This is a genomic window from Bacillus altitudinis 41KF2b, assembly GCF_000691145.1.
Taxonomy (GTDB): domain Bacteria; phylum Bacillota; class Bacilli; order Bacillales; family Bacillaceae; genus Bacillus; species Bacillus altitudinis.
This window is the reverse complement of sequence record NZ_ASJC01000012.1, coordinates 24,280-42,882: the sequence shown is the minus strand read 5'-3', so window position 1 is coordinate 42,882 and position 18,603 is coordinate 24,280. Positions and strand designations below refer to the sequence as shown.

Sequence of the window (18,603 nt, the reverse complement as noted above, 5' to 3'; positions counted from 1 at the left end):
TCGATTAAAAATGTTTTATTGTTCTTTAACAGAAACTAAATGAGACACCTTGTTAATCATGCCGCGGATCGCTGCATTGTCTTCATGTACGACTGTTTGGTTTGTTTTCTTTAGACCAAGAGTACGAACAGTGACACGCTGATCTTCCGGGCGACCGATTACACTGCGTTTGAGGGTAATTTCTAATTTATTTGCCATTATTGTTCCCTCCTTATCCTAACAGGTCTTCTACAGATTTTCCACGAAGCTTCGCTACATCTTCAGCACGTTTAAGTTCACTTAAACCTTGAAGTGTTGCGCGGATCATGTTGATCGGTGTATTAGAACCTAGAGATTTAGAAAGGATATCAGCTAGACCAGCAAGCTCAAGTACCGCACGCACTGGGCCTCCAGCGATAACTCCTGTACCTTCTGAAGCAGGCTTCAATAGAACGTTTCCTGCACCGAATCGACCGATGATTTCATGTGGAATTGTAGTTCCAACCATTGGTACTTCAATTAAATTCTTTTTCGCGTCTTCAACAGCTTTGCGGATCGCTTCTGGTACTTCTTGTGCTTTACCAGTACCGAATCCTACATGACCGTTTTTGTCACCGACAACAACTAAAGCTGCAAAACGGAAACGACGTCCACCTTTAACAACTTTCGCTACCCGGTTAACCGTAACTAAGCGTTCTTCTAACTCTAATTTGCTTGGGTCAATACGACTCATTCGGATGTGTCCCTCCTTCTTTTATTAAAATTTAAGTCCAGCCTCACGAGCAGCTTCAGCTAGAGCTTTTACACGTCCATGATATAAGTATCCTCCGCGGTCAAATACCACGTTAGAGATGCCTTTTTCAACAGCACGTTTTGCAACAAGTTCGCCAACTTTAGTAGCAGCTGCAGCGTCAGAACTATTCTCGATCTTTAACTCTTTATCAAGAGTAGAAGCACTTACAAGTGTTACACCGTTAACATCATCAATTACTTGAGCGTAGATGTTCTTGTTAGAACGGAAAACGTTAAGGCGAGGTCTTTCAGCAGTACCTGAAAGTTTCGCACGAACACGAGCGTGTCTTTTAAGACGAGTAGCGTTTTTGCTAGTTTTCGTAATCATCCGAGTCACTCCTTTCTTCACATTAAGCGATCTTACTTACCAGTTTTTCCTTCTTTACGGCGAACGAATTCACCTTCGTAACGAATTCCTTTACCTTTGTAAGGCTCTGGAGCACGGACAGCGCGGATGTTAGAAGCTAGAGCTCCTACACGCTCTTTATCGATACCTTTAACGATTACTTTCGTTTGAGATGGAACTTCTACTTCAACTCCAGCCTCAGGAACGATTTCAACTGGGTGAGAGTATCCAACGTTAAGAACAAGTTTGTTTCCAGATTTAGCTGCACGGTAACCGACACCGATTAGTTCTAAACCTCTTTCGAAACCTTTAGATACACCTTCAACCATGTTTGCAATTAAGCTACGTGTTGTACCATGTAATGCACGGTGTTCTTTATTTTCAGACGGACGGCTTACAGTTAAGACGTTGTCCTCAATTTTAATTTCCATATCAGGGTGAAATGCACGAGTTAGTTCACCTTTTGGTCCCTTTACTGTCACTGTGTTATCGTTGTTTGTCACAGTTACTCCTGAAGGGATCTCGATTAGCTTTTTACCTATACGAGACATACCAAGCACCTCCATTCATCTTAAACTTTTTTTACCATACGTAAGCAAGTACTTCTCCACCAGCTTGTTTAGCACGGGCTTCTTTGTCCGATAAAACACCTTGTGATGTAGAAATAATTGCGATTCCAAGTCCGTTAAGTACACGTGGTACTTCATTTGATTTCGCATATACGCGTAAACCAGGTTTACTGATTCTTTTAAGACCAGTGATAACACGTTCGTTGTTTTGGCCGTATTTAAGGAACAAACGGATAATTCCTTGTTTGCTGTCTTCGACGTACTCAACGTCACGGATAAAACCTTCACGCTTTAAGATTTCAGCAATTTCTCTTTTGATTTTTGAAGCCGGTACTTCTAGCTTCTCATGACGTACCATGTTCGCATTGCGAATACGAGTCAGCAAATCTGCAATCGGATCTGTCATAACCATTATTTAATAACCTCCTTCCCATTTATGGGGATTACCAGCTGGCTTTTTTAACGCCAGGAATTTGTCCTTTATATGCAAGTTCGCGGAAACAAATACGGCAAAGTTTAAACTTGCGAATTACTGAATGTGGACGTCCACAACGTTCGCAGCGCGTATACTCTTGAACTTTAAACTTTTGTTTGCGTTGTTGTTTCGCAATCATAGACTTTTTAGCCACGATTTCGCCTCCCTTTCATTGATTATTTCTGGAACGGCATACCTACTTGAGTTAATAACTCACGTGCTTCTTCGTCCGTGTTGGCAGTCGTAACGATAACGATATCCATACCGCGGACTTTTGTTACTTTATCGTAATCAATTTCTGGGAAGATTAACTGTTCTTTAATACCAAGCGTGTAGTTTCCACGACCGTCGAAAGATTTCTTAGAAATCCCGCGGAAGTCACGTACACGTGGTAAAGATACAGAAATAAGTTTATCAAGGAAATCGTACATGCGCTCTCCGCGAAGTGTTACTTTCGCACCGATTGGCATTCCTTCACGTAGACGGAATCCAGCAATAGACTTCTTCGCACGAGTAACGACAGGTTTTTGACCAGCGATAAACGTTAATTCTTCAACAGCAGTATCGATTGCTTTAGCGTTTTGAACGGCGTCACCAACACCCATGTTGATCACGATTTTTTCGATTTTTGGCACTTGCATTACTGATTTGTATTCAAACTTAGAAACTAATGCAGGTGTAATTTCTTTTACATACTTTTCTTTAAGGCGGTTCATGAGAAAGACCTCCCTTCCTTATTTACTATTTATCTAGAACTTGCCCAGATTTTTTCGCTACACGGACTTTCTTTCCGTCCTCAACTTTATATCCAATACGTGTCACTTCACCCGTTTTAGGATCAAGCGGCATTACGTTTGATACGTGGATCGGCGCTTCTTGTTCAGAAATTCCGCCTTGAGGGTTAGCTTGGGTTGGTTTAGAGTGTTTTTTCACAAGGTTAATACCTTCTACTAAAACACGGTCCTTTTTAGGGAAAGCAGCAAGGATGACACCTTGTTTACCTTTATCTTTACCAGAGATAACCACTACTTTATCGCCCTTTTTAACATGCATTTAATCGCACCTCCTTGAGTCGCGGATTGTATTCATTAAAGTACTTCTGGTGCTAAAGAAACAATTTTCATATAGTTGTTTTCACGAAGTTCACGTGCTACTGGTCCGAAGATACGAGTTCCACGTGGGCTCTTGTCGTCACGAATGATGACACATGCATTTTCATCAAAACTGATGTAAGATCCATCGTTTCTACGAGCTCCGCTCTTAGTACGAACGATAACTGCTTTCACAACTTCACCTTTTTTGACAACGCCTCCTGGTGTTGCTTGTTTAACCGTACAAACAATGACATCACCGATGTTAGCCGTTTTACGTCCAGAGCCACCAAGAACTTTAATCGTTAGTACTTCGCGTGCGCCAGAGTTGTCAGCTACTTTTAAACGAGTCTCCTGTTGAATCATTAATGTTACCTCCCTTCGGAAAAAGAAATCCGAACTTTATTAGATAATAACAGCTTCTTCGACAACTTCAACTAGACGAAAGCGTTTAGTCGCAGATAATGGACGAGTTTCCATGACCTTTACGATGTCTCCGATTTTTGCTTGGTTGTTTTCATCATGTGCTTTGAACTTTTTAGAGTATCTTACACGTTTGCCATAAAGTGAATGCTTTTTGTATGTTTCAACTACAACAGTGATGGTTTTATCCATTTTGTCAGAAACAACACGACCTTGATACACTTTACGTTGGTTACGTTCGCTCATGTTTGCGGGGCCTCCCCTCTAATTATTATTTATTAGCAGCGATTTCTCTTTGACGAATCACAGTTTTCATGCGTGCGATTGATTTACGCACTTCACGAATGCGAGCAGTGTTTTCAAGCTGCCCAGTCGCTAATTGGAAACGAAGATTGAAAAGTTCTTCTTTAAGAGACTTTACTTTTTGTTCAATTTCAGCAGTGGTAAGGTCACGAATTTCATTAGCTTTCATTTGATTCACCACCAATTTCTTCACGTTTTACGAACTTCGTTTTAATTGGCAATTTGTGAGATGCAAGACGAAGAGCTTCACGAGCAACTTCTTCAGACACACCAGAAATTTCAAATAAAACTTTGCCCGGTTTTACTACAGCTACCCAGCCTTCTGGAGCACCTTTACCGGAACCCATGCGGACCTCTAGAGGTTTAGCTGTGTATGGCTTAGAAGGGAAAATTTTGATCCAAACTTTACCGCCACGTTTCATGTAACGAGTCATAGCAATACGAGCAGCTTCGATTTGACGGTTAGTGATCCAAGAAGCTTCAAGAGCTTGGATACCGAACTCACCGAAATGTACTTCCGTGCCGCCTTTTGCACGACCACGCATTTTTCCACGATGTTCTCTGCGATACTTCACGCGTTTTGGCAATAACATATTATTTTCCTCCTTCCGCAGTATTCTTCTTAGTTGGAAGGACTTCTCCACGATAGATCCATACTTTTACGCCAAGCTTACCATAAGTAGTATCAGCTTCAGCAGTAGCATAGTCGATGTCAGCACGAAGTGTGTGCAATGGAACAGTACCTTCACTGTAATATTCAGAACGAGCAATATCTGCACCGCCAAGACGACCAGAAACCATTGTTTTGATTCCTTGTGCTCCAGCACGCATTGTGCGTTGGATTGTTTGTTTTTGTGCACGACGGAATGAAATACGATTTTCAAGTTGACGAGCGATGTTTTCAGCAACTAGCTGAGCATCAAGATCTGCTCTCTTGATTTCAAGAATGTTGATGTGTACACGTTTGCCAGTTAGGCTGTTAAGAGCTTTACGAAGTGCTTCAACTTCAGATCCGCCTTTACCAATTACCATACCTGGTTTAGCCGTGTGGATTGTGATATTTACGCGGTTTGCAGCACGTTCGATTTCTACTTTAGAAACAGACGCGTCAGACAAACGCTTGCTGATGAATTCACGGATTTTCAAGTCTTCATGTAAGAAGTCAGCGTAATCTTTTCCTGCGAACCATTTAGATTCCCAATCACGAATGACGCCAATACGAAGACCTACTGGATTTACCTTTTGACCCACGGATTATCCCTCCTTCTTTTCTGATACAACGATTGTAATGTGGCTAGTACGTTTGTTAATTGCGCTCGCACGACCCATAGCACGTGGACGGAATCTCTTAAGTGTTGGACCTTCGTCAACGAATGCTTGAGTAATCACTAGGCTGTTAGCGTCCAACTCGTAGTTGTGCTCAGCATTTGCGATAGCAGATTTTAATACTTTTTCAATAATTGGTGAAGCAGCCTTAGGTGTAAGGTTTAAGATAGAAACTGCTTCTCCTACTTGCTTACCTCGGATCAGGTCCATTACTAGACGTGCTTTACGAGGAGCAATACGGACTGTTCTTGCGACAGCTTTAGCTTGCATTTAAAAGCCTCCTCTCATTAGCGTCTTGTTTTTTTATCGTCACTAGCATGACCTTTGTAAGTACGGCTTGGTGCGAATTCGCCCAATTTGTGACCTACCATATCTTCAGAAATGAAAACAGGTACATGTTTGCGTCCGTCATAGACAGCGATTGTGTGACCGATGAATTGTGGGAAAATTGTAGAACGACGAGACCAAGTTTTTACGACTTGCTTTTTGTCAGTTTCATTCAATTTCTCGACTTTAGCCATCAAATGATCATCAACAAATGGTCCTTTTTTTAAGCTGCGAGCCATTGTGGAACCTCCCTTCGTGATTGAACTACGGTCCTAAATGAACCGTAGACAACCCCGTTACTTGTTTTTACGACGACGTACAATGAATTTATCAGACTTGTTGGTTTTCTTACGAGTCTTGAATCCAAGAGTCGGTTTACCCCATGGAGACATTGGTGATTTACGTCCGATTGGAGCGCGTCCTTCACCACCGCCGTGTGGGTGATCGTTAGGGTTCATTACAGAACCACGAACTGTTGGGCGTACGCCTTTCCAGCGAGAACGTCCAGCTTTACCGATGTTGATTAGTTCGTGTTGTTCGTTTCCAACTTGACCGATAGTCGCACGGCAAGCAGAAAGGATCATGCGTACTTCACCAGAGTTCAAACGTACAAGAACGTATTTACCTTCTTTACCTAGAACTTGAGCAGAAGTACCAGCAGAACGAACTAATTGTCCACCTTTACCTGGTTTTAATTCAATGTTATGCACAACTGTACCAACTGGGATGTTGATAAGTGGAAGAGCATTACCTGGTTTGATGTCAGCTTCTGGTCCAGAAGTAACTTCAGTACCAACTTGGATTCCTTTCGGAGCAAGAATGTAACGTTTCTCACCATCTGCATAGTTTACAAGAGCGATGTTCGCTGAACGGTTTGGATCATACTCGATTGTAGCAACGCGTCCAGGTATACCGTCTTTATCACGCTTAAAGTCGATGATACGGTATTGACGTTTGTGACCGCCACCTTGATGACGAACAGTCAATCTACCTTGGTTGTTACGTCCGCCTTTTCTGTGAAGCGGTGCAAGCAACGATTTTTCTGGTTTGTCAGTCGTGATTTCAGCAAAATCTGAAGTAGTCATGCCACGACGACCATTACTGGTTGGTTTATACTTTTTAATCGCCATTTTGAATTTCCCTCCTTCTTTTTAAGATTTACGCTTCAAAAATTTCGATTTCTTTGCTGTCAGCAGTTAATTTCACGATCGCTTTTCTGCGACGGCTAGTCATACCAGTGTAGCGTCCAACGCGTTTTGATTTACCTTTGTAGTTTTGAACGTTGACTTTCTCAACTTTCACTCCAAAGATTTCTTCAACAGCGTCTTTCACTTCTGTCTTGTTAGCTCTGACATCAACTTCGAACGTATACTTCTTCTCTGTCATTAGATCAGCAGAACGTTCAGTAATGATAGGGCGCTTTAGAACATCACGAGGATCTTTCATTATGCAAGTCCCTCCTCTACTTTTTCAACCGCTGCTTTAGTGATCAGAAGTTTGTCGTGGTTGACAACGTCAAGAACGTTGATACCGTTAGCTTCAACAACTGTTACTCCAGGGATGTTACGAGCAGATAAAGCAACTGTTTCGTTTGCATCCGCAGTGACGATCAACGCTTTCTTCTCAACAGATAACCCTTTAAGGATGCCTGCGAATTCTTTCGTTTTCACTGCATCAAGAGTAAGATCTTCAAGAACGATGATGTTGTTGTCGATTACTTTAGAAGACAATACTGACTTGATAGCCAAGCGGCGAACTTTTTTAGGTAATTTATAAGAATAGCTGCGTGGTGTTGGACCGAATACGATACCGCCTCCGCGCCATTGTGGTGAACGGATAGAACCTTGACGAGCACGACCTGTACCCTTCTGTCTCCAAGGTTTACGACCTCCGCCACGTACTTCAGAACGAGTTTTTACTTTGTGAGTTCCTTGACGTAAGGAAGCTCTTTGCATAAGAATAGCATCGAATACTACGCTTTCGTTTGGCTCAATTCCAAACACAGAAGCGTTTAATTCGATTTCACCGTTAGTAGAACCGTTTTGGTTAAATAATGCTACTTTTGGCATGACTTGTTTCCTCCTTTCCTAAGAGAGTTATTTAGTTTTAACTGCACTCTTTACAGTTACTAGAGATTTTTTAGCTCCTGGTACGTTACCTTTGATCAAAAGAAGATTGCGTTCTGCATCAACTTTAACGATCTCAAGATTTTGGACAGTGATTTGCTCTCCGCCCATACGTCCTGGAAGAAGTTTACCTTTGAATACTCGGTTTGGATCAACAGGTCCCATTGAACCAGGACGACGGTGGTAACGTGAACCGTGAGTCATTGGTCCGCGTGATTGTCCGTGGCGTTTGATAGCCCCTTGGAATCCTTTACCTTTTGATGTTCCTGTTACATCTACGATATCTCCATTTGCGAAAATATCAACTTTGACTTCCTGACCAACTTCATACGCATCTAACTCCACACCGCGTAATTCTTTTACGAAGCGCTTAGGAGCAGTTTCCGCTTTAGCAACGTGGCCTTTCTCTGGTTTGTTAGAAAGCTTCTCACGTTTGTCGTCAAAACCGATTTGGATTGCTTCATAGCCATCCGTGTCAGTAGTCTTCTTCTGAAGAACAACGTTAGCAGCAGCCTCAACAACAGTTACAGGGATAAGATCACCGTTTTCTGCGAATACTTGCGTCATACCAATTTTTCTACCTAAGATTCCTTTGGTCATTCGTCACACCTCCTATAATATGTGTTTTCTATTTGAATTAAAGTTTGATTTCGATATCTACACCGGATGGTAAATCTAAACGCATAAGTGCATCAACTGTTTGCGGAGTTGGATTCACGATGTCGATTAGACGTTTGTGAGTACGCATCTCGAATTGCTCACGAGAATCTTTGTACTTATGCACCGCACGAAGGATTGTGTAAACTGATTTTTCAGTTGGAAGCGGGATTGGACCAGATACACTAGCACCAGAACGCTTAGCCGTTTCAACAATCTTCTCAGCAGATTGATCAAGAATTCTATGATCATATGCTTTTAAACGAATACGAATTTTTTGTTTTGCCATTATTTTCCCTCCTTTTCGCCTACTTACGTTAGACAGTTCTCCGTGAGAAAAACCTGATCACCTTGCCATGGCAAAGCGGCCGGGTGTGTCAGCAACCTCTCACTTCATCGCAGTCAAAGACCAACATGCACTATTGTACCAAATTGGCCTGCGTGTTGCAATAATAAATCGGATAAATTTATGATTTGCACACTTTTCATATTATACAGGGGTTCAGCCTATAAATCAAGCTTTCCCTGAAGATGATGTGTAGCTGTCTTCCTGACGATACGAATAAATTCTTCTGGCTCTTCAATATGCGGAGAATGCGCAGATTCTTTAAAAGTAAACCACTCTTTTATTGGTGCTGTAAGTTGATCAACATATGGTTTTGATACAGCAGCTGGTGTAATCATGTCATGTTCACCGATGATAAAGTAGCAGGGTATTAATATAGAAGAAACTCGGTATTGAATGCTTTCGTTCATCAGCTCGTCCCACAGCATATCCTGGCTATACTTCTGTCCCATAAGGAATTTCCACTTATCTTTTAGCTGATAATGCTTACTAACGAGAAATGCGTACAGCATTTGAAAAAGTGGCTTCCACCTATGCGTGAGCCCTACTTTTGCGAACTCTTTGTATAGAGAGAACAAAGCATGAGCAGAGGTGCGTTTCCAAGGAGGTGGTGTCAGCAATCTTAGACATCTACTGAAGAAATGCTTGTCTTGATATTTTTTTAGAAGAAGTTCGTACGATACAATATCCTCTTTTAATACATCAACCACCTGACTAATTCCATAATAGGCATGATACAAATCTGGTCGTTTATGTACAGCTTGTATCGCAATTAATGATCCCCATGAATAACCCGCAATGTATATTTTCGTTTGATCATTATAAGAAAGCAGTTTTTCTGTAAGCTCAATCGTATCCTCTACGAATTGCCCAATGGTCATAGAAGACTCAGGAATGTTTTTTTGATAAGACAGTCCTGCACCGCGCTGGTCCCAATGAACAACAGTGAAGTCTTGATCAAGTTCCTTATGAAAGGAATCGATATAACTCATCTGAGCTGACCCTGGGCCACCGTGTAAAAATAATAAAACAGGTTTTGTTTTTTTCGCTTGATCTTCTTTTATCATAATCCATTGATCAAGCCCGCCAATCAGCCACTTTTTCAACATTATCTTCGCCATTCCAGTGATCCTCTCGGTTCCATTTAGATTCTATAGCTTATAGTAGCCGTTATGCACTGGAAAAGCAAAAAAAGAGACCCTTTTGCAAGGAGTCTCTTTTAACTGTTATTACTTAATGATAGTAGAAACGACGCCAGAACCTACAGTACGTCCACCCTCACGGATAGAGAAACGAGTTCCTTCTTCGATAGCGATAGTAGAGATAAGTTCAACTTCCATCTCAGTGTTATCGCCAGGCATAACCATTTCAGTACCCTCTGGAAGATGTACGATACCAGTTACGTCAGTTGTACGGAAGTAGAACTGCGGACGGTAGTTAGTGAAGAATGGAGTATGACGTCCACCCTCTTCTTTAGAAAGTACATAAACTTCAGCTTTGAAACGGCTATGTGGAGTGATTGTACCTGGTTTAGCAAGTACTTGACCACGTTGGATATCTTCACGAGATACACCACGAAGTAGTGCACCGATGTTGTCACCAGCTTCAGCATAGTCAAGAAGTTTACGGAACATTTCAACACCTGTAACAGTTGTTTTACCGTTTTCTTCTTGAAGACCGATGATTTCAACTTCGTCACCGACTTTAACTTGTCCACGCTCAACACGACCAGTAGCAACTGTTCCACGACCAGTGATTGAGAATACGTCCTCAACTGGCATCATGAATGGCTTCTCAGTGTCACGCTCTGGAGTTGGGATGTACTCATCAACCGCATCCATAAGTTCGAAGATTTTTGCTTCGTAATCAGCATCACCTTCAAGAGCTTTAAGAGCAGAACCTTTGATAACTGGTACATCGTCACCAGGGAAGTCATAGTCAGAAAGAAGGTCACGAACTTCCATTTCAACAAGTTCAAGTAACTCTTCATCGTCAACCATGTCACATTTGTTAAGGAATACTACGATGTAAGGAACACCTACGTTACGAGAAAGTAGGATGTGCTCACGTGTTTGTGGCATTGGACCATCAGCAGCAGATACTACTAAGATCGCGCCGTCCATTTGAGCAGCACCAGTGATCATGTTTTTAACATAGTCAGCGTGTCCTGGGCAGTCTACGTGTGCATAGTGACGAGTTTCAGTTTCATACTCAACGTGTGCAGTTGAGATTGTGATTCCACGCTCGCGCTCTTCTGGAGCACCATCGATTTGGTCATAAGCCATAGCTGTACCTTTACCAGATTTCTTATGAAGAACTGTTGAGATAGCAGCAGTTAGAGTTGTTTTACCATGGTCAACGTGTCCAATTGTACCAATGTTAGCATGCGATTTGGAACGGTCGAATTTTTCTTTAGCCATTCTAAAAATCCTCCTTAAAGGTTCATTGTATTTGGTATGAGTGATAGAAAGTGAAGAGTTACCTCCCACTTTCTGATCTTCAATAGTAGTTATACTTTAGTTTAAAGGCAAAATCAATTATTCACCTTTATTTTTTTTGATGATTTCTTCACTGATGCTCTTAGGCACTTCTTCGTAGTGATCCATGTGCATAGTGAAAGTACCGCGTCCTTGTGTGTTAGAACGGAGTGCAGTTGCATATCCGAACATTTCAGAAAGTGGAACCATAGCGCGAACAACTTGAGCGTTACCGCGAGCTTCCATACCTTCTACACGTCCACGACGAGATGTGATATCACCCATGATGTCTCCCATGTATTCTTCTGGGATAACGACTTCTACTTTCATCATTGGCTCAAGTAGAACTGGGTTACATTTGCTGACAGCATTTTTCAATGCCATAGATGCAGCAATTTTAAACGCCATTTCGTTAGAGTCAACATCGTGGTAAGATCCATCGAATAATTTTGCTTTGATGTCGATTAATGGGAATCCAGCTAATACACCATTTTCTAGTGAATCTTCAAGACCTGCTTGAATTGCTGGAATGTATTCACGTGGAACAACCCCACCGACGATTGCATTTGTGAATTCGAAGCCTGCGCCTTCTTCGTTTGGTTCGAATTCGATCCAAACGTGTCCGAACTGACCGCGTCCACCAGACTGACGTACGAATTTACCTTCAACTTTTGCACTAGAACGGAATGTTTCACGGTACGCAACTTGAGGGGCTCCTACGTTAGCTTCAACCTTGAACTCACGCTTCATACGGTCAACAATGATATCAAGGTGAAGCTCACCCATACCAGAGATGATCGTTTGACCAGTTTCAGTGTTTGTTTGTGTACGGAATGTTGGATCCTCTTCAGCTAGTTTAGCTAAAGCGATACCCATTTTATCTTGGTCAGCCTTAGATTTAGGCTCGATAGCTACATCGATAACTGGCTCTGGGAATTCCATAGACTCAAGGATAACAAGATTTTTCTCGTCACAAAGAGTATCACCAGTAGATGTATCTTTAAGACCAACAGCTGCTGCGATATCCCCTGCATATACAGTAGAGATTTCTTCACGGCTGTTTGCGTGCATTTGAAGGATACGTCCAACACGCTCACGCTTGTTCTTAGAAGAGTTCTTCACGTAAGAACCAGAATCAAGTGTTCCAGAGTATACGCGGAAGAAAGTTAGTTTCCCAACATAAGGGTCAGTCATAACTTTAAATGCAAGAGCTGCGAATGGTGCGTCATCAGTAGACTCACGTACAACTTCTTCATTTGTATCTGGCAATGTACCTTTGATTGCAGCAACATCAGTTGGTGCAGGAAGGTAGTCAAGCACAGCGTCAAGTACAAGCTGAACACCTTTGTTTTTGAAAGCAGATCCAACAAGAACTGGGTAGAATTCAACATTCAACGTTCCTTTACGGATTGCAGCTTTCAATTCAGGAATTGTGATTTCTTCACCCTCAAGGTATTTTTCCATAAGCTCTTCATCAAGCTCAGCGACAGCTTCAATCAAGCTGCTGCGAAGCTCTTCAGCTTTGTCTTTATACTCAGCAGGGATTTCTTGTGCATCAGAGCGAGTTCCAAGGTCATCTTCGTAGAAGTATGCTACGTTTTCTACAAGGTCGATGATTCCTTCGAATTGATCTTCAGCGCCGATCGGCAATTGAATTGCATGAGCGTTCGCTTGAAGACGATCTCTTAATGTGCTTACAGAGTAAAGGAAGTCCGCACCGGTTTTATCCATTTTGTTAACGAATACGATACGAGGTACTCCGTAAGTTGTTGCTTGGCGCCAAACTGTTTCAGTTTGAGGCTCTACACCTGATTGTGCATCAAGAACAGCAACCGCACCATCAAGTACACGCAAAGAACGTTCAACTTCAACAGTGAAGTCTACGTGTCCTGGTGTATCAATGATGTTTACACGGTAACCTTTCCATTGTGCTGTAGTAGCAGCAGAAGTGATTGTAATACCACGTTCTTGCTCCTGCTCCATCCAGTCCATTTGTGAAGCTCCTTCGTGAGTTTCACCAATTTTATGGATACGACCAGTGTAGTACAAGATACGCTCAGTCGTTGTCGTTTTACCGGCATCGATGTGAGCCATGATACCAATATTACGAGTTTTGTCTAAGGAGAACTCTCTTGCCATTGGGTAATTTCTCCTTCCTTATTAGGGAATAGTTTTTTTAGTTTGGTATAAATCCTACCAGCGGTAGTGAGCGAATGCTTTGTTCGCTTCTGCCATTTTGTGTGTATCTTCACGTTTCTTAACAGCAGCACCAGTGTTGTTAGCTGCGTCAAGGATTTCGTTAGCAAGACGCTCTTCCATCGTTTTTTCTCCACGAAGACGAGCGTAGTTTACTAACCAACGAAGACCTAAAGTCGTACGACGATCTGGGCGAACTTCTACAGGAACTTGGTAGTTAGCTCCACCTACACGACGTGCTTTAACTTCAAGAACTGGCATGATGTTTTTCAAGGCTTGTTCGAAAACCTCCATCGCTTCATTACCAGTACGTTCTTTGATGATATCAAATGACTTGTAGAGAATAGTTTGTGACTTTCCTCTTTTACCGTCGATCATCATTTTGTTGATCAAACGAGATACAAGTTTAGAATTGTAAATTGGATCTGGCAAAACGTCTCTTTTTGCTACAGGACCTTTACGTGGCATCTGAATAGCCTCCCTTCTCTTTTAAAAGGATTTCTATCTGTCTTTCATCTCAATTTCATTGTCAGCTGCCTGACTCCACTGATCTGAACTCAACTTCTAAAAACCCTTATGTTTGTTTATATTATTTGCTTTGTTTAGGGCGTTTTGTTCCGTATTTAGAACGTCCTTGCATACGACCGTCAACTCCGGCAGTATCAAGCGCACCACGAACGATGTGGTAACGTACACCCGGTAAGTCTTTTACACGTCCGCCACGGATAAGTACTACACTGTGCTCTTGTAGGTTATGTCCGATACCAGGAATGTAAGCTGTTACCTCAATCAGGTTAGACAAACGTACACGAGCATATTTACGTAGTGCTGAGTTTGGTTTTTTCGGTGTCATTGTACCGACACGAGTACAAACCCCGCGCTTCTGTGGAGATGTTACGTTAGTGTGCTCTTTTTTGAAACTGTTGTATCCTTTGTTAAGTGCAGGAGACTTTGAGTTTTCAACTTTACTCACGCGTCCTTTGCGTATTAGCTGATTAATTGTAGGCATGTTGTTATTCCTCCCTTCATTACTTTTTTTATAACCCACATACCCAGGTGGTTCATCAAAAGGCAAAAAACAATGCTTTTGCATTTTAAGCATGCAAAAACAAAACAAGTACGCTATAACATAATGGCAACAGCTGCTGCCCCAACTTCAATTCCGCAGGCCTTGCCGAGCTTTTTCATGGAATCTACCACTAAAATGTCTACACCCTTCTCTTGCGCTAGTTTCATTACACTAGCGGTTAAAGCAGGATCAGCATCTTTCGCTACGACGATTTCCTTCACTGAATCTCGTTTCAGAGCTTTTACTGTTTGCTTCGTACCAATAATAATGGATTGAGCCTGTGATACTTTATCATAAGACATCGAATATCCTCCAAAGTAACAGGTTTTATTTTGAGCACCTTGGTTATATTATCATCATGGCAGAAGGATGTCAATATCGTTTGACAGAATATCTTGACATCCTTCACCATTTTTTGATGATTTTTATAGAAATCTTAAGAGAAAGATTACTCTACAGGAACCATATCGTCAGACGGCTGCACTTGTGAAACCGGCTTAACTTTACGGTAGTTTGGCATTCCAGTTCCAGCAGGAACAAGTTTACCGATGATGACATTCTCTTTCAAGCCAAGCAGTTCATCACGTTTTCCTTTGATCGCCGCATCTGTTAGGACACGAGTCGTTTCTTGGAAGGATGCTGCAGACAAGAATGAGTCTGTTTCAAGCGATGCTTTTGTAATACCAAGAAGAACTGGACGGCCTGTTGCAGGACGTTTGCCTTCGAATAGTACTTTTTTGTTCGCTTCTGTGAATTGGTGTACATCAAGAAGTGTGCCTGGTAATACATCTGTATCCCCTGCATCAGCGACACGCACTTTACGAAGCATTTGGCGAACCATTACTTCTACGTGCTTATCTCCGATTTCTACCCCTTGCATACGGTATACTTTTTGTACTTCATGAAGCAGATATTCTTGAACAGCTGTCATGTCAGTCACTTTAAGAAGTTCTTTCGGATCGATTGAACCTTCTGTCAGTACTTGACCACGAGTGACTTTGTCACCTTCAACAACTTTCAGACGTGCATTGTAAGGAGCTGTGTAAGAGCGAGTTTCAACTTCGCCTTGAACCACAATTTCCTGCTGCTTGTCACGAACATCGTTAATTTCAGCAACGACACCATCAATTTCAGAAATGGTTGCCTGCCCTTTCGGATTACGCGCTTCAAATAACTCTTGGATACGAGGTAAACCTTGAGTGATATCGTCTCCTGCTACCCCACCGGTGTGGAACGTACGCATTGTAAGCTGTGTTCCTGGCTCACCGATCGATTGTGCAGCGATGATTCCAACTGCTTCACCGACTTCAACGTCAGTACCAGTTGCAAGGTTACGGCCGTAGCATCGTTTACATACACCATGAGGCGTGTTACATGTAAATGCAGAACGGATCCATACTTCCTCGATTCCTGCTTCAACCACTTCAAGTGCTTTATCTTCATCAATTAGTTCGTTTTCGCCAACAATGACTTCGCCCGTTTCAGGATGAATAATTGGTTTTCTTGCAAAACGTCCGATAAGACGTTCTTCAAGTTTCTCAATAATTTCATTTCCTTCTTTAATGGACTTCGCCAAGATTCCACGGTCTGTACCGCAATCTGTTTCACGGATAATAACATCCTGTGCAACGTCAACGAGACGACGCGTGAGGTAACCTGAGTCAGCTGTTTTAAGAGCTGTATCGGCAAGACCTTTACGCGCTCCGTGAGTGGAAATAAAGTATTCCAATACTGTTAAACCTTCACGGAAACTAGATTTAATCGGAAGTTCAATGATACGTCCAGCCGGGTTGGCCATCAGACCACGCATACCAGCCAGCTGAGTGAAGTTAGATGCGTTACCACGCGCTCCAGAGTCACTCATCATGTAGATTGGGTTGACTTCATCAAGGGACTTCATCAGTTTACCTTGGATGACATCTTTAGAAGAACTCCAGATCGAAATGACTCTCTCATAACGCTCTTCTTCTGTAATCAAACCACGTCTGAATTGCTTCATGACGTTATCTACTTTTGCTTGCGCTTCTTCGAGGATCTTCTGTTTATCATCTAATACGACGATATCAGACACCCCAACCGTAATACCCGCTTTAGTAGAGTATTTGAAACCAAGATTTTTCATGCGGTCAAGCATTTTAGATGTCTCAGTGATATGGAATCTCTTAAAGATTTCCGCAATGATTTTACCTAAAATACCTTTTTTGAACGGCGCATTGATTTCTTGTTTCTCAATCGCAGCTTTGACATCTTCACCTTTTTCAAGGAAGAAGCGGTCAGGCGTTTTTTCTTCAATATTGCTCTTAGTCGGTTCATTCATGTATGGGAATGATTCCGGTAAGATTTCGTTAAAGATTAGTTTTCCAACTGTTGTAATCAACAATTTAGAACGCTGTTCATCAGTGAATGTCACATTCTTCAACGAGTTAGCTGCAACAGCTACACGTGTATGAAGATGCACATACCCATTTTGATAAGCTAGAAGGGCTTCGTTCGTATCTTTGAAGACCATACCTTCTCCGATAGCACCTTTACGCTCAAGTGTAAGGTAGTAGTTACCTAGCACCATATCCTGAGATGGCGTAACAACAGGTTTTCCATCTTTCGGGTTCAAAATGTTTTGAGCAGCAAGCATTAAGATACGAGCTTCAGCTTGAGCTTCAGCAGATAATGGTACGTGAACCGCCATTTGGTCACCATCAAAGTCAGCGTTGTAGGCAGTACATACAAGTGGATGCAGACGAATTGCGCGTCCTTCCACAAGTGTAGGTTCAAACGCTTGAATACCAAGTCTGTGAAGAGTTGGTGCACGGTTTAGTAAAACTGGATGCTCACGAATTACTGATTCTAAAACATCCCAAACTTCCGGCTGCACGCGCTCAATCTTACGTTTCGCGCTCTTAATGTTGTGAGCTAATCCTTTTTCAACAAGCTCCTTCATCACGAATGGTTTGAATAGTTCAAGAGCCATTTCTTTCGGAAGTCCACACTGATACATTTTCAAATGTGGTCCAACGACGATAACGGAACGTCCAGAATAGTCAACACGTTTACCAAGCAAGTTTTGACGGAAACGTCCTTGTTTCCCTTTCAGCATGTGAGAAAGAGATTTCAATGGTCTATTTCCTGGTCCTGTTACTGGTCGGCCTCTACGTCCATTATCAATCAAGGCATCGACAGCTTCTTGAAGCATACGCTTCTCGTTCTGAACGATGATGCTTGGCGCGCCAAGATCTAATAAACGTTTCAGACGGTTGTTACGGTTGATGACACGACGATAAAGGTCGTTCAAGTCAGAAGTAGCAAAACGTCCGCCATCAAGCTGAACCATTGGACGTAATTCTGGTGGAATAACCGGAAGTACATCAAGGATCATCCAAGACGGTTTGTTTCCTGAGTTACGGAAAGCTTCCAACACTTCAAGGCGTTTGATCGCACGTGTACGACGCTGTCCTTGAGCTGTTTTTAGCTCTTCTTTGAGTGTATCTACTTCTTTCACAAGATCGATATCTTGAAGAAGTTTGTTAATTGCTTCTGCACCCATAGCTGCTTGGAAGGTGTTACCGTATTTATCTAAATAAGCACGGAATTCTTTCTCAGAAAGAAGTTGTTTCTTCTCAAGCGGTGTGTTGCCCGGATCAGTCACGACGTAAGAAGCGAAGTAAATCACTTCTTCTAACGCACGTGGTGACATATCTAGAACAAGACCCATACGGCTTGGGATACCTTTGAAATACCAAATGTGGGAAACTGGGGCAGCCAGTTCGATATGCCCCATTCTCTCACGACGGACTTTTGCCCGTGTTACTTCTACACCACAACGGTCACATACAACACCCTTATAACGAACGCGTTTATACTTTCCACAATGACATTCCCAGTCTTTTTGCGGTCCGAAGATACGTTCACAAAAGAGACCATCTTTTTCCGGTTTCAGTGTACGATAGTTAATCGTTTCAGGCTTTTTCACTTCACCAAAAGACCAAGAACGGATTTTATCAGGTGATGCGAGACCGATGTTCATATACTCAAAATTGTTCACATCTAGCAAGGGGCCTACCTCCCTTTTAATCTTCGGGTTATACCCTAGTCACTTGCTCTAAT

The 18,603-nt window shown here is 42.2% G+C and carries 27 protein-coding genes; all 27 read right to left on the bottom strand.

Going from position 1 to position 18,603, the window contains the following annotated elements:
* Positions 1-15 precede the first annotated feature (15 nt).
* Entirely contained in the window at positions 16-198 is a 183-nt protein-coding gene (rpmD, locus tag BA79_RS16205; protein ID WP_003217067.1) for a 50S ribosomal protein L30, read from the bottom strand.
* Between the two features lie 13 nt (positions 199-211).
* Positions 212-712 (bottom strand): 30S ribosomal protein S5, encoded by a 501-nt coding sequence (rpsE, locus tag BA79_RS16200; protein WP_007496332.1) that lies wholly within the window; start codon positions 710-712, stop codon positions 212-214.
* 24 nt (positions 713-736) lie between these two features.
* A complete protein-coding gene (gene rplR, locus BA79_RS16195) occupies positions 737-1,099 on the bottom strand; it encodes a 50S ribosomal protein L18 (RefSeq protein WP_003216951.1) in 363 nt (120 codons plus the stop codon).
* A 32-nt stretch (positions 1,100-1,131) separates the two neighbouring features.
* Positions 1,132-1,668 (bottom strand): 50S ribosomal protein L6, encoded by a 537-nt coding sequence (rplF, locus tag BA79_RS16190; protein WP_008345395.1) that lies wholly within the window; start codon positions 1,666-1,668, stop codon positions 1,132-1,134.
* 31 nt (positions 1,669-1,699) lie between these two features.
* Positions 1,700-2,098, bottom strand: a complete 399-nt coding sequence (gene rpsH, locus BA79_RS16185; RefSeq protein ID WP_007496327.1) for a 30S ribosomal protein S8 — start codon at positions 2,096-2,098, stop codon at positions 1,700-1,702.
* A 31-nt stretch (positions 2,099-2,129) separates the two neighbouring features.
* Positions 2,130-2,315, bottom strand: a complete 186-nt coding sequence (gene rpsN, locus BA79_RS16180) for a 30S ribosomal protein S14 (protein ID WP_008356542.1) — start codon at positions 2,313-2,315, stop codon at positions 2,130-2,132.
* Positions 2,316-2,337: 22 nt separating this feature from the next.
* Positions 2,338-2,877 carry a 50S ribosomal protein L5 gene (gene rplE / locus BA79_RS16175; RefSeq protein ID WP_003217159.1) on the bottom strand — a complete coding sequence of 180 codons (540 nt, stop codon included), beginning with the start codon at positions 2,875-2,877 and terminating at the stop codon, positions 2,338-2,340.
* Positions 2,878-2,902: 25 nt separating this feature from the next.
* The gene (gene rplX / locus BA79_RS16170) at positions 2,903-3,214 is read right to left on the bottom strand and encodes a 50S ribosomal protein L24 (protein WP_007496325.1); all 312 of its coding nucleotides are present in this window, start codon (positions 3,212-3,214) and stop codon (positions 2,903-2,905) included.
* Between the two features lie 35 nt (positions 3,215-3,249).
* Positions 3,250-3,618, bottom strand: a complete 369-nt coding sequence (gene rplN / locus BA79_RS16165) for a 50S ribosomal protein L14 (RefSeq protein WP_003216882.1) — start codon at positions 3,616-3,618, stop codon at positions 3,250-3,252.
* Positions 3,619-3,657: 39 nt separating this feature from the next.
* Positions 3,658-3,921 (bottom strand): 30S ribosomal protein S17, encoded by a 264-nt coding sequence (gene rpsQ, locus BA79_RS16160; protein WP_003216906.1) that lies wholly within the window; start codon positions 3,919-3,921, stop codon positions 3,658-3,660.
* Between the two features lie 25 nt (positions 3,922-3,946).
* Entirely contained in the window at positions 3,947-4,147 is a 201-nt protein-coding gene (gene rpmC, locus BA79_RS16155) for a 50S ribosomal protein L29 (RefSeq protein WP_003217155.1), read from the bottom strand.
* Positions 4,137-4,571, bottom strand: coding sequence for a 50S ribosomal protein L16 (gene rplP / locus BA79_RS16150; protein ID WP_003225801.1), 435 nt, complete (start codon positions 4,569-4,571; stop codon positions 4,137-4,139). Before rplP ends, rpmC begins: the two co-directional genes overlap by 11 nt.
* Before the next feature lies 1 nt (position 4,572).
* The gene (rpsC, locus tag BA79_RS16145; protein ID WP_003217241.1) at positions 4,573-5,229 is read right to left on the bottom strand and encodes a 30S ribosomal protein S3; all 657 of its coding nucleotides are present in this window, start codon (positions 5,227-5,229) and stop codon (positions 4,573-4,575) included.
* A 3-nt stretch (positions 5,230-5,232) separates the two neighbouring features.
* Entirely contained in the window at positions 5,233-5,574 is a 342-nt protein-coding gene (gene rplV, locus BA79_RS16140; protein WP_007496316.1) for a 50S ribosomal protein L22, read from the bottom strand.
* A 17-nt stretch (positions 5,575-5,591) separates the two neighbouring features.
* Positions 5,592-5,870, bottom strand: a complete 279-nt coding sequence (rpsS, locus tag BA79_RS16135; RefSeq protein WP_003216920.1) for a 30S ribosomal protein S19 — start codon at positions 5,868-5,870, stop codon at positions 5,592-5,594.
* A gap of 57 nt (positions 5,871-5,927) precedes the next feature.
* Positions 5,928-6,761, bottom strand: coding sequence for a 50S ribosomal protein L2 (gene rplB, locus BA79_RS16130; protein ID WP_007496314.1), 834 nt, complete (start codon positions 6,759-6,761; stop codon positions 5,928-5,930).
* Between the two features lie 28 nt (positions 6,762-6,789).
* Entirely contained in the window at positions 6,790-7,077 is a 288-nt protein-coding gene (gene rplW / locus BA79_RS16125) for a 50S ribosomal protein L23 (protein ID WP_003217016.1), read from the bottom strand.
* Positions 7,077-7,700, bottom strand: coding sequence for a 50S ribosomal protein L4 (rplD, locus tag BA79_RS16120; RefSeq protein ID WP_007496312.1), 624 nt, complete (start codon positions 7,698-7,700; stop codon positions 7,077-7,079). The genes rplW and rplD overlap by 1 nt, the downstream gene beginning before the upstream one ends.
* Before the next feature lie 27 nt (positions 7,701-7,727).
* Positions 7,728-8,357, bottom strand: coding sequence for a 50S ribosomal protein L3 (gene rplC, locus BA79_RS16115; protein ID WP_007496311.1), 630 nt, complete (start codon positions 8,355-8,357; stop codon positions 7,728-7,730).
* A gap of 37 nt (positions 8,358-8,394) precedes the next feature.
* Positions 8,395-8,703, bottom strand: coding sequence for a 30S ribosomal protein S10 (gene rpsJ, locus BA79_RS16110; protein WP_003156464.1), 309 nt, complete (start codon positions 8,701-8,703; stop codon positions 8,395-8,397).
* Positions 8,704-8,921: 218 nt separating this feature from the next.
* Positions 8,922-9,881: an alpha/beta fold hydrolase gene (locus BA79_RS16105; protein ID WP_035703899.1), complete on the bottom strand. Its 960-nt coding sequence runs from the start codon at positions 9,879-9,881 to the stop codon at positions 8,922-8,924.
* 108 nt (positions 9,882-9,989) lie between these two features.
* Entirely contained in the window at positions 9,990-11,180 is a 1,191-nt protein-coding gene (gene tuf, locus BA79_RS16100) for an elongation factor Tu (RefSeq protein ID WP_007496302.1), read from the bottom strand.
* Positions 11,181-11,297: 117 nt separating this feature from the next.
* A complete protein-coding gene (gene fusA, locus BA79_RS16095) occupies positions 11,298-13,376 on the bottom strand; it encodes an elongation factor G (RefSeq protein WP_007496301.1) in 2,079 nt (692 codons plus the stop codon).
* Positions 13,377-13,430: 54 nt separating this feature from the next.
* Complete coding sequence (rpsG, locus tag BA79_RS16090; RefSeq protein ID WP_003216884.1) at positions 13,431-13,901, bottom strand: 30S ribosomal protein S7; 471 nt, start codon at positions 13,899-13,901, stop codon at positions 13,431-13,433.
* Between the two features lie 121 nt (positions 13,902-14,022).
* Positions 14,023-14,442: a 30S ribosomal protein S12 gene (rpsL, locus tag BA79_RS16085; protein WP_003216962.1), complete on the bottom strand. Its 420-nt coding sequence runs from the start codon at positions 14,440-14,442 to the stop codon at positions 14,023-14,025.
* A 113-nt stretch (positions 14,443-14,555) separates the two neighbouring features.
* Entirely contained in the window at positions 14,556-14,804 is a 249-nt protein-coding gene (locus tag BA79_RS16080) for a 50S ribosomal protein L7ae-like protein (RefSeq protein WP_008345416.1), read from the bottom strand.
* 146 nt (positions 14,805-14,950) lie between these two features.
* Positions 14,951-18,550, bottom strand: a complete 3,600-nt coding sequence (rpoC, locus tag BA79_RS16075) for a DNA-directed RNA polymerase subunit beta' (protein ID WP_035703898.1) — start codon at positions 18,548-18,550, stop codon at positions 14,951-14,953.
* Between the last annotated feature and the right edge of the window lie 53 nt (positions 18,551-18,603).

Bases quoted from the DNA above. Each gene is read 5' to 3' on its own strand.
- rpmD (WP_003217067.1), bottom strand. From the start codon at position 198: ATGGCAAATAAATTAGAAATTACCCTCAAACGCAGTGTAATCGGTCGC.
- rpsE (WP_007496332.1), bottom strand. From the start codon at position 712: ATGAGTCGTATTGACCCAAGCAAATTAGAGTTAGAAGAACGCTTAGTT.
- rplR (WP_003216951.1), bottom strand. From the start codon at position 1,099: ATGATTACGAAAACTAGCAAAAACGCTACTCGTCTTAAAAGACACGCT.
- rplF (WP_008345395.1), bottom strand. From the start codon at position 1,668: ATGTCTCGTATAGGTAAAAAGCTAATCGAGATCCCTTCAGGAGTAACT.
- rpsH (WP_007496327.1), bottom strand. From the start codon at position 2,098: ATGGTTATGACAGATCCGATTGCAGATTTGCTGACTCGTATTCGCAAT.
- rplE (WP_003217159.1), bottom strand. From the start codon at position 2,877: ATGAACCGCCTTAAAGAAAAGTATGTAAAAGAAATTACACCTGCATTA.
- rplX (WP_007496325.1), bottom strand. From the start codon at position 3,214: ATGCATGTTAAAAAGGGCGATAAAGTAGTGGTTATCTCTGGTAAAGAT.
- rplN (WP_003216882.1), bottom strand. From the start codon at position 3,618: ATGATTCAACAGGAGACTCGTTTAAAAGTAGCTGACAACTCTGGCGCA.
- rpsQ (WP_003216906.1), bottom strand. From the start codon at position 3,921: ATGAGCGAACGTAACCAACGTAAAGTGTATCAAGGTCGTGTTGTTTCT.
- rpmC (WP_003217155.1), bottom strand. From the start codon at position 4,147: ATGAAAGCTAATGAAATTCGTGACCTTACCACTGCTGAAATTGAACAA.
- rplP (WP_003225801.1), bottom strand. From the start codon at position 4,571: ATGTTATTGCCAAAACGCGTGAAGTATCGCAGAGAACATCGTGGAAAA.
- rplV (WP_007496316.1), bottom strand. From the start codon at position 5,574: ATGCAAGCTAAAGCTGTCGCAAGAACAGTCCGTATTGCTCCTCGTAAA.
- rpsS (WP_003216920.1), bottom strand. From the start codon at position 5,870: ATGGCTCGCAGCTTAAAAAAAGGACCATTTGTTGATGATCATTTGATG.
- rplB (WP_007496314.1), bottom strand. From the start codon at position 6,761: ATGGCGATTAAAAAGTATAAACCAACCAGTAATGGTCGTCGTGGCATG.
- rplW (WP_003217016.1), bottom strand. From the start codon at position 7,077: ATGAAAGATCCTCGTGATGTTCTAAAGCGCCCTATCATTACTGAACGT.
- rplD (WP_007496312.1), bottom strand. From the start codon at position 7,700: ATGCCAAAAGTAGCATTATTTAACCAAAACGGTTCTACTAACGGTGAA.
- rplC (WP_007496311.1), bottom strand. From the start codon at position 8,357: ATGACCAAAGGAATCTTAGGTAGAAAAATTGGTATGACGCAAGTATTC.
- rpsJ (WP_003156464.1), bottom strand. From the start codon at position 8,703: ATGGCAAAACAAAAAATTCGTATTCGTTTAAAAGCATATGATCATAGA.
- BA79_RS16105 (WP_035703899.1), bottom strand. From the start codon at position 9,881: ATGGCGAAGATAATGTTGAAAAAGTGGCTGATTGGCGGGCTTGATCAA.
- tuf (WP_007496302.1), bottom strand. From the start codon at position 11,180: ATGGCTAAAGAAAAATTCGACCGTTCCAAATCGCATGCTAACATTGGT.
- fusA (WP_007496301.1), bottom strand. From the start codon at position 13,376: ATGGCAAGAGAGTTCTCCTTAGACAAAACTCGTAATATTGGTATCATG.
- rpsG (WP_003216884.1), bottom strand. From the start codon at position 13,901: ATGCCACGTAAAGGTCCTGTAGCAAAAAGAGACGTTTTGCCAGATCCA.
- rpsL (WP_003216962.1), bottom strand. From the start codon at position 14,442: ATGCCTACAATTAATCAGCTAATACGCAAAGGACGCGTGAGTAAAGTT.
- BA79_RS16080 (WP_008345416.1), bottom strand. From the start codon at position 14,804: ATGTCTTATGATAAAGTATCACAGGCTCAATCCATTATTATTGGTACG.